We start from the raw sequence: 2,503 nt of genomic DNA, 5'->3' as shown, positions 1-2,503 counted from the left end.
GATCCAGCCCGTCGCACCGGTGGCGACGGCGGCGGCGCCGAGCCCGCCCAGGACGATCGCGCGGCGCCGGCTGATCGGTGCCGGGGTCACGCCAGCTCGTCGCGGCGCTTGCGGTACTCGTCGTCGTCGATCTCGCCGCGGGCGTAGCGCTCGTCGAGGATCTGCCGTGCCGAGGTCGGCCCCGCCGCCGCGGCGGTGTCCGCGCCGGGTCGGCGGTTCTGGGTGAGCCGGTAGGCGAGGTAGCCCAGCAGCACCAGGCCGATCAGCACCAGTACCGGCCAGATCCAGAACCATCCCATCATCGAGCCGTCCATCATGGTCGTTCCACTCCCGTCGTCTCGTCGTGCCTGTTTTGGTCTGCGGGTCAGTCGCTGGTGAGTGCGTCGAGTGCGGCCCGGATGCGTACCCCGGCCTCGTCCGCGACGGGGCGCAGGTCTTCGCGTTCGGGGATGGTGACCATGACCTGCGGGTCCAGGGCGGAGACGATGCTGCGGTCGTCGCCGTCGGCGCGGACCACGACGTTGCAGGGCAGCAGCAGCCCGATCTGCCGGTCGACGTCGAGGGCGCGGTGGGCGAGCTGGGGGTTGCAGGCGCCCAGGATGACGTAGGGCTCCATGTCGTGGTCGAGCTTCTCCTTGAGGGTGGCGCGGGCGTCGATCTCGGTGAGCACCCCGAACCCCTGCTCGGCCAGGGCCGCCTTGACCGCGGGGACCGCCTGGTCGTAGGGCAGGTCCAGGGTGATCGTCATGCTGTAGTCCATTGCGAATGCTCCATTCGTCAAGTTGTCGGTCGTGTGTGTGTCAGCCGCTGCTCAGTGCGGCCGGGGCGAGCAGCGCGGCGGCGGCGACGCCGACCGCGACGGCCAGGATCAGGTAGGCGAACCCGCGCCGCAGCGCCGCGGCCGGGAGCTGGTTCGCCACGCGCCCGGCGGCCAGCGACGCGAGCAGGGCGGCGCCGGCGAACACGGCGATCACGCCGTAGTCCACGCTCGCGGCGTCGGCGGCGTGCGCGGACAGCCCGGCCAGCGAGGTGATCGTGACGATCACCAGCGAGGTGGCGATGGCCTCTGCGGCGCTCAGCCCGAGCAGCAGGGTCAGGGCGGGAACGATGAGGAAACCGCCCCCCACCCCGAACAGCCCGGTCAGCACCCCGACCCCGGCGCCGGCGGCGAGCGCCTTGGGCAGGCAGCTGCGCCAGTCGACCCGCCCGTCGCGGATCCGACACGCGCCGCCGGTCGCCTCCTCGGGGTTGCCGCGCAGCATCCGGGCCGCGACGACGACCATCAGCACCGAGAACGCCACCAGCAGCCACCGGTCGGCGATCAGGCGGCCGAGCGCGGCCCCCGCGAACGCGGTGGGAATGCCCGCCGCGCCGAACACCAGCGCTACCGGCCACCGGATCATGCCGGACCGCAACCTCGCTGCCACGCCGCCGGCCGCCGACACGGACACCACCAGCAGCGACCCGAACACCGCGGCCGCCACCGGTTGGCCGACCCCGTAGACCAGGGCCGGGACGGCCAGGATCGAGCCACCCGCACCGAGCAGCCCCAGCGCGGCGCCGATGACCAGGCCGAACACGCCGGCGAGGATCACCGTGCCCGCCTTGGGCCACGGGTCCGGGACCTGCTCACGAGGTGGGTGTCAGCGGGACACCGGCATCCGCGGCGTCGTCGAACATGTCGTCGATGACCACCACCGTCCGCCCGGCGCGGGCCAGCAGCGACGCGGCCGCGGTGGCGCGGTAGCCGCTGCCGCAGTGCACCCACACCGCGCCGTCGGGCACCTCGGCGAGCCGGGCGTCCAGCTCGGGCAGCGGGACGTGCACCGCGCCGCGGACGTGCGAGGCGGCCCACTCGGTGCCCAGCCGGACGTCGAGGACCACCTGAGCGGGCGGCAGGTCCGCGACCCGCCGACCGGACAGCTCCGCGGCCAGGTCGGCGAAACTCGCGCTCGGCAACCCAGCCAGCTGGGCCGCGTCGGCCAGGTCCCCGGGCTCACCGGTGGCGGCGGCCACGACGTGGTCGACGCCGATACGGACCAGCTCACGCTGGGCCTGCGCGACCTGCGCGCGGTCCTCACCGAGCAGGGTGATCGGTGCGTCGTGGGGGGCCATCCAGCCCAGCCAGGTCGCCATCGGCCCGTCCAGGCCGAGGCTCACCGTTCCGGTGAGGTGCGAGTCGAGGTAGGCCTTGCGGTGGCGCAGGTCGACCACCCACTCCCCGTCGGCCAGGCGGCGCGCCAGCTCGGCCGGGTCGGCGATGGTCGGCGGGCGCAGGTCGACCGGCGCCGGTCCGGCGGTGTTGAGCGCGCCCATGTGCGCGTAGTAGGCGGGGTAGGCACCCAACCCGGCCAGCGTGTGGCGGACGAACTCGTCGCGGGCCAACCGCAACACGGGATTGACCTCCTTCTCGTGCCCGACCGTGGAGTCGTTGCCCCAGGCGGGGCTGTCGGTGCAGAAGCAGCCGAACCCCGGGGTCGGCCCCACCTGCGCCCCCTCGCGC

The 2,503-nt window shown here is 74.0% G+C and carries 4 protein-coding genes; all 4 read right to left on the bottom strand.

All coding sequences use genetic code 11. The features are described 5' to 3' along the window. Positions 1 to 86: 86 nt before the first annotated feature. Positions 87 to 302 (bottom strand): SHOCT domain-containing protein, encoded by a 216-nt coding sequence (locus WHI96_RS27430; protein WP_337826777.1) that lies wholly within the window; start codon positions 300 to 302, stop codon positions 87 to 89. 62 nt (positions 303 to 364) lie between these two features. Continuing rightward, on the bottom strand, positions 365 to 760 hold the full coding sequence (locus tag WHI96_RS27425) for a DUF302 domain-containing protein (RefSeq protein WP_100877280.1): 396 nt from the start codon (positions 758 to 760) through the stop codon (positions 365 to 367). A gap of 40 nt (positions 761 to 800) precedes the next feature. Then, positions 801 to 1,595 (bottom strand): sulfite exporter TauE/SafE family protein, encoded by a 795-nt coding sequence (locus tag WHI96_RS27420; RefSeq protein WP_100877279.1) that lies wholly within the window; start codon positions 1,593 to 1,595, stop codon positions 801 to 803. Between the two features lie 34 nt (positions 1,596 to 1,629). After that, positions 1,630 to 2,503: rhodanese-like domain-containing protein (locus tag WHI96_RS27415; protein ID WP_349302504.1), on the bottom strand; the 874-nt coding region annotated here is incomplete at its 5' end.

This window comes from Pseudonocardia tropica (assembly GCF_040105315.1).
Taxonomy (GTDB): Bacteria; Actinomycetota; Actinomycetes; order Mycobacteriales; family Pseudonocardiaceae; genus Pseudonocardia; species Pseudonocardia alni.
Note: the sequence above shows the minus strand (reverse complement) of the source record. Positions and strands in the feature narration are given on the sequence as shown.

What these genes read in the sequence shown, in the direction of transcription:
- WHI96_RS27430 (WP_337826777.1), bottom strand. Translation starts at nt 302, where the DNA reads ATGATGGGATGGTTCTGGATCTGGCCGGTACTGGTGCTGATCGGCCTG.
- WHI96_RS27425 (WP_100877280.1), bottom strand. Translation starts at nt 760, where the DNA reads ATGGACTACAGCATGACGATCACCCTGGACCTGCCCTACGACCAGGCG.